Source organism: Streptomyces sp. SM11 (genome assembly GCF_002910905.1).
Taxonomy (GTDB): Bacteria; Actinomycetota; Actinomycetes; order Streptomycetales; family Streptomycetaceae; genus Streptomyces.
The window spans coordinates 1-6,459 of record NZ_NEUE01000152.1; the positions used below are offsets into that span (position 1 = coordinate 1).

The window sequence follows — 6,459 nt, forward strand, 5'->3', positions numbered from 1 at the left end:
GCCGTCCTGCTCATCGAGACCCGGCTCTTCCTCCGCGAACCCGGCAGCCTCTTCTGGATCCTCGCCTTCGCGACCGCCCTCCTGGTGGTCCTCGGCTTCGTCCCGGCCTTCAAGGTGGCCGACGACAACCTCGGCGGGCGCCGGGTCATCGACCTCTACGTCCCCGTCTCGATCCTGCTCGCCATGATCATGGCCGGGCTCCAGGCGATGCCACCGGTTCTCACCGCCTACCGCGAACGCGGCATCCTGCGCCGCATGTCCACCACCCCGGTGCGGCCCTCGGCCCTGCTCACCGCCCAGATCACCCTGCACGGCGCCGCCGCCCTGGGCTCGGCGCTCCTGGTCGTCGCCGTCGGCCGTGTCGGCTACGGGGTCGCGCTGCCCCGGCAGCTGTTCGGCCACGCACTGGCGCTGCTGCTCGCGGTCACCGCCGTGCTCACCCTGGGCGCGACGATCTGCGCCCTGTCCCGTACGACGAAGGCGGCCACCGCGGTCGGCTCGGTCGCCTACCTCGCGATGATGTTCACCGCCGGGGTCTGGGTGCCCGTCCAGGCGATGCCCGACACCCTGCGGCGCATCGTGCAGGTCACCCCGTTCGGCGCCGCCTCCCAGGCCCTGGACCAGGCCGCGTCCGGCCACTGGCCGAACTGGGCGTACCTCGGGGTCGTCGCCCTGTGGACCGTACTGCTGGGGCCGCCGCCCCGGGCTTCGAGGTCCTGGGCGAGGCGTCGAACGGCGTGGACGCGCTCGCGGTCGTCGAGCGGCTCGACCCCGACGTCGTCCTGATGGACCTGCGGATGCCCGGCGGCGGCGGAGTGGCGGCCATCGCCGAGCTGACCCGGCGCGGCGCGCGCTCCCAGGTCCTGGTGCTGACCACGTACGACACCGACTCCGACACCCTGCCCGCGATCGAGGCGGGCGCGACCGGCTACCTCCTCAAGGACGCCCCGCGCGAGGAGCTGTTCGCGGCCGTCCGGGCCGCCGCCGACGGGCGCGGCGTCCTGTCGCCCGCCGTCGCCTCCCGGCTGATGACCCGGGTCCGCACCCCCGCCGCCGGTCTCGCCGGGACCTCCCTGTCGGCCCGCGAGCGCGAGGTGCTGGTCCTGGTGGCGCGGGGCACCACCAACCGGGAGATCGCCGCCGAGCTGTTCATCAGCGAGGCGACCGTGAAGACCCATCTGACGCACATCTTCGCCAAGCTGGACGCCAAGGACCGGGCCGCGGCCGTCGCCGTCGGCTACGACCGGGGCATCCTCGGCTGATCCGCGGGCAGCCCTGTCCCTACTCCGCAACCCGCAGCAGCAGCACCGAGCGGGCCGGGACGGTCAGCTCCGCACCGCCGTCGAGGACCGTGCCGGGCTCCTCTGCCTGCTCCTCCCGCGAGGTGTCCAGGACCAGTTCGTAGGCGTTCGCCCAGGGCGCTCCCGGCAACTCGAAGGTGACCGGCTCCGCGCCCGCGTGCAGCACCGTCAGGAAGCTGTCGTCAGTGACCGGCACGCCCCGTGCGTCCCGTCCCGGGATGTCCCGGCCCGAGAGGTAGAGGCCGAGCGTGGCGGCGGGGGCGTACCAGTCGCCCTCCGTCATCTCCCGGCCGTCGCGCGTGAACCACGCCAGGTCCCGCAGCCCGTCCGGGGCCTGCGCCCGGCCCGAGAAGAACGCGCGGCGCCGTAGCACCGGATGGGTCCGGCGCAGTGTCAGCACCCGGGCCGTCAGCTCGGTCAGTTCCCGCCACTCGGGCTGGTCGAGGAGCGACCAGTCCAGCCAGCCGGTCTCGTTGTCCTGGCAGTAGGCGTTGTTGTTGCCGCCCTGCGTCCGGCCCATCTCGTCGCCCGCCACCAGCATCGGCACCCCGGTGGACAGCAGCAGCGTGGTCAGCAGGTTACGGAGCTGGCGGCGGCGCAGCGCGTTGATCTCCGGGTCGTCGCTCTCACCCTCCGCCCCGCAGTTCCACGCCCGGTTGTCGCTCGTCCCGTCCCGGTTGCCCTCCCCGTTCGCCTCGTTGTGCTTCTGCTCGTAACTGACCAGGTCGCGCAGGGTGAAGCCGTCGTGCGCTGTGACGAAGTTGACCGAGGCGTACGGACGGCGGCCGCCCCAGGCGTACAGATCGCTGGAGCCGGTCAGCCGGTAGCCCAGATCCCGTACGTCGGGGAGCGCGCCGCGCCAGAAGTCGCGCACCGCGTCGCGGTAGCGGTCGTTCCACTCGGTCCACAGGGGAGGGAAGGCCCCCACCTGGTAGCCGCCGTTGCCGACGTCCCACGGTTCGGCGATGAGCTTGACCCGGCGCAGCACCGGGTCCTGGGCGATCACCGCGAGGAACGGGGAGAGCATGTCGACGTCGTGCATCGAGCGGGCGAGTGCCGCCGCCAGGTCGAAGCGGAAGCCGTCGACGCCCATCTCGGTGACCCAGTAGCGCAGCGAGTCGGTGATGAGCCGCAGCACCTGGGGCTGCACCACGTGCAGGGTGTTGCCGCAGCCGGTGTAGTCGGCGTAGCGGCGCGGGTCGTCCCGCAGGCGGTAGTAGCCCCGGTTGTCGATGCCGCGCAGCGACAGCATGGGGCCCAGCTCGCCCGCCTCCGCGGTGTGGTTGTAGACGACGTCGAGGATCACCTCGATCCCGGCGTCGTGCAGCGCGTGCACCATCCGCTTGAACTCGCCGACCTGCCCGCCCGCGGTGCCGGACGCGGAGTAGTCGGCGTGCGGGGCGAAGTAGCCGATGGAGTTGTAGCCCCAGTGGTTGTGCAGTCCGCGCCGCAGCAGATGGTCCTCGTGGGCGAACTGGTGCACCGGGAGCAGTTCGACGGCGGTCACCCCGAGCCGGGTGAGGTGCTCGATCGCGGCCGGGTGCGCGAGCCCCGCGTACGTGCCGCGCAGCTCGGGCGGGATGTCCGGGTGGAGCTTGGTGAAGCCGCGTACGTGCAGCTCGTAGATGACGGAGTCGGCCCACGGGGTCTTGGGGCGGCGGTCCTCCACCCAGTCGTCGTCATCGTGGACGACCACGCCCTTGGGCACGTGGGGCGCCGAGTCCCGGTCGTCGCGCACGGTGTCGGCGACATGCTGGTCCGGCCAGTCCCGTACGTGCCCGTAGACCTCGGGCGGCAGGGTGAAGGTCCCGTCGACCGCGCGGGCGTACGGGTCCAGCAGCAGCTTCGCCGCGTTCCAGCGGGCCCCCGTCCACGGGTCCCAGCGGCCGTGCACCCGATAGCCGTAACGTTGGCCGGGCCGCACCCCGGGCACGAAGCCGTGCCAGATCTCATGGGTCAGCTCGGTCAGCGGGCAGCGGGTCTCGACGCCCCGCTCGTCGAACAGGCACAGCTCGACCGCCTCGGCCCCGCCCGCCCACAGCGCGAAATTGGTCCCCGCCACCCCGTCCGGGCCGACCCGGAAGCGGGCCCCCAGCGGCATCGGGGCCCCGGGCCAGGCGCCGGGGGCCGACGCCCCGGACCGGGCGCCGTCGGCGCGGTGCGCCCGGGCGACCTCCGCCCGTGCGCCGGCCACCGCGTCCGGATCCTGTACCGGCTCCTGATCCCGATCCTGTACTGCCTCCTGCTCGGCTGCGCTCGACACCGTGTAGCCTCCCGCGGCTCGTGGGACGGGCACCTACGAGGTGGCGCGCGGCGTCCCGGCCGCGGCCCTCTTCAGGTAGTCCTCCCCTCCGTTCTGCCCACCGGACGGCCCGCACTCACGTTTCCCCCGACCGGCCCTGGTCGTTGGGGGAGCGTGAACCACACAGCGAAGAGCGCACGGGCCGGCTCGGCCGCCGTGCTGACATGGGCAGGACTGCTGACCGTGCTGGCCCTTCTGACCGGCTGCACCGACACCCGGGAGGCCGTGCTCAACGGCAAGGCGCGATCTCACGGCGGCGCGATCAGCGTCTTCCCCGAGGACGGCGCCAAGGACGTCGACGAGGAGACCCGCATCGCGGTGAAGGTCCCCGACGGGCGGCTGGAGAGCGTGAAGGTCATGCGGATCGAGGACGCGCAGCAGCAGACGGTGGCGGGGCGCATCGCCGATGACGGGCGCTCCTGGGCCCCTGAGCCCCGGGTGGCCCGGCTCGCCCTCGCCGCGAAGTACAGCATCGACGCGGTGGCCGTGGACGGGGCGGGACGCCGCTCAGCCCGGCACGCCACGTTCACCACGCTCGTCCCCGAGCACCGGTTCATCGGCTACTTCAAACCGGAGAACCGGTCCACCGTCGGCACCGGCATGATCGTCTCCTTCTCCTTCAACCGGCCCATCGCCGACCGGGCCGCGGTGGAGAAGGCCATCCGGGTGACGTCCGATCCGGTGGTGGAGGTCGTCGGCCACTGGTTCGGCAAGGACCGGATCGACTTCCGCCCGAAGGCGTACTGGAAGCCCGGCACCGAGGTCACCGTCGACATCGGGCTGCGGGACGTCGAGGGCGCCCCGGGGGTCTACGGCAGCCAGGACAAGACCGTCGTCTTCACGGTCGGCCGTTCCCAGGTCTCCCGGGTCGACGCGCGGGACAAGACGATGGAGGTGCGCCGTGACGGAGAGCTGGTAGCCACGGTCCCGGTCACCGCGGGGGCCCCGAAGACGACCACGTACAACGGGAAGATGGTGGTCACCGAGATGCACGAGGTGACCCGGATGAACGGGGCGACCGTCGGCTTCACGGACAAGAAGGGCAAGGGCGAGTACGACATCGCGGACGTTCCGCACGCGATCCGGCTCACCGAGTCCGGCACCTTCCTGCACGGCAACTACTGGGCCGACGAGTCCGTCTTCGGCGAGGAGAACGTCAGCCACGGCTGCATCGGGCTGCGCGATGCCAAGGGCGGTGGCGGCACCACACCCGGCGGCTGGTTCTTCGACCGGACCCTGATCGGCGACGTGGTCGAGGTGGTCAACTCCCAGGACAAGAAGGTCGCACCGGACAACGGGCTCAGCGGCTGGAACCTCGGCTGGAAGAAGTGGAAGGCCGGCTCCGCCCTGCGCTGAGGCCCCGGACGCTCCTCGCACCCGGTCGTTCCCGGGGGCGGCCCCGGCACCCCGCGCCACCTGCGCGGTTTTCCGGACCACTTGGTACGGAACGGTGACGTTCCGGAGAGAGCTCATCCCGCTCGCGATGTGATTATCTTGCGGCGGCGCGCATGTTCGGCGCGCGGGGGTGCGGGCCATGGCGGGGCCAGGCCGTGCGAGGGGAGACGACCACAGTGAACGGGCAGCCGATATCGGGGGCATCGGCCGGGGCGAGCGGGAAGCGGCGTGGCGGACCGGGGCTTCTGGCCCTGGTTCTGGGAGTACTGCTGTTGCTGGTGACGGCGTGCGGCGGCAGTGCCGACGCGTGGGACAAGAACGATAAGGGCCCGGCGGGCAGCGCGAAGAAGGAGGACACGACCGCCTCGCAGGCGGTCGTGACCATCGCGCCGAAGGACGGTGCGGATTCCGTGGCGACCAGCGGTGCGCTGAAGATCGGCGCCGAGCAGGGCAAGCTGACCACGGTGAAGGTCGCCGACCCCAAGGGCAACGAGGTCGCGGGCGAGGTCGCGGCCGATGGCGCGAGCTGGGTGCCGGAGCGGCACCTCGCCGCCGCCACCAAGTACACGGTGCACGCGGTGGCCAAGGACGCCGAGGGTCGTGAGTCGGCGAAGGACACCACCTTCACCACGCTCGTCCCGGCGAACACCTTCATCGGGCACTACACGCCGGAGGACGGGTCCACCGTCGGGGTCGGCATGCCGGTCTCCATCAACTTCACCCGGGGCATCACCGACCCCGACGCGGTGGAGCGGGCGATCAAGGTGACCGCCGAGCCGGCCGTCGAGATCGAGGGCCACTGGTTCGGCAACGACCGCCTCGACTTCCGCCCGGAGAAGTACTGGGCGGCGGGTACCAAGGTGACCGTCGAACTCCACCTCGACGGAGTCGAGGGCCGGCCGGGCGTCTACGGCAAGCAGGCCAAGACGGTGAAGTTCACCATCGGCCGCAGCCAGGTCTCCACCGTCGACGCGAGCGCGAAGCGGATGAAGGTGGTTCGCGACGGTGAGCAGATCAAGGACATCCCGATCTCCGCGGGCGCCCCGGCGACGACCACGTACAACGGTCAGATGGTCATCAGCGAGAAGCTCAAGGTGACCCGGATGAACGGCGACACCGTCGGCTTCGGCGGCGAGTACGACATCAAGGACGTGCCGCACGCCATGCGGCTGTCCACCTCGGGCACCTTCCTGCACGGCAACTACTGGGGCGCGTCCTCCATCTTCGGCAACACCAACACCAGCCACGGCTGTGTCGGTCTGCGCGATGTGCGCGGCGGCTACGACAACCAGACGCCGGCGGCGTGGTTCTACAACAAGTCGATGATCGGCGACGTGGTCATCGTGGAGAACTCCCACGACAAGCAGATCCAGCCGGACAACGGCCTCAACGGCTGGAACATGGACTGGGAGAAGTGGAAGAAGTAGGACGTCCTCTCCGCTCCCCGATCGACCCGGCGGG

At 71.4% G+C, this 6,459-nt stretch carries 5 protein-coding genes; 4 read left to right on the forward strand and 1 reads right to left on the reverse strand.

The genetic code is table 11. The annotated features are described in order from the left end of the window. Both B9S58_RS13010 and B9S58_RS13015 read left to right on the forward strand, forming a co-directional pair. A partial coding sequence (locus B9S58_RS13010; RefSeq protein ID WP_258044446.1) for an ABC transporter permease occupies nt 1-786 on the forward strand: 786 nt, incomplete at its 5' end. Then, complete coding sequence (locus tag B9S58_RS13015) at nt 675-1,262, forward strand: LuxR C-terminal-related transcriptional regulator (protein ID WP_374935669.1); 588 nt, start codon at nt 675-677, stop codon at nt 1,260-1,262. The genes B9S58_RS13010 and B9S58_RS13015, both read left to right, overlap by 112 nt. 19 nt (nt 1,263-1,281) lie before the next feature. Here the strand turns inward: B9S58_RS13015 and glgX are convergent, their stop codons facing one another. Continuing rightward, nucleotides 1,282-3,564, reverse strand: a complete 2,283-nt coding sequence (gene glgX, locus B9S58_RS13020) for a glycogen debranching protein GlgX (protein WP_103532277.1) — start codon at nt 3,562-3,564, stop codon at nt 1,282-1,284. A 153-nt stretch (nt 3,565-3,717) separates the two neighbouring features. On the opposite strand from glgX, the gene B9S58_RS13025 reads away from it, so the two are divergent. After that, on the forward strand, nt 3,718-4,959 hold the full coding sequence (locus B9S58_RS13025) for an Ig-like domain-containing protein (RefSeq protein ID WP_103532278.1): 1,242 nt from the start codon (nt 3,718-3,720) through the stop codon (nt 4,957-4,959). 215 nt (nt 4,960-5,174) lie between these two features. Next, the gene (locus B9S58_RS13030; protein WP_103532279.1) at nt 5,175-6,425 is read left to right on the forward strand and encodes an Ig-like domain-containing protein; all 1,251 of its coding nucleotides are present in this window, start codon (nt 5,175-5,177) and stop codon (nt 6,423-6,425) included. The last annotated feature ends 34 nt before the right edge of the window (nt 6,426-6,459 follow it).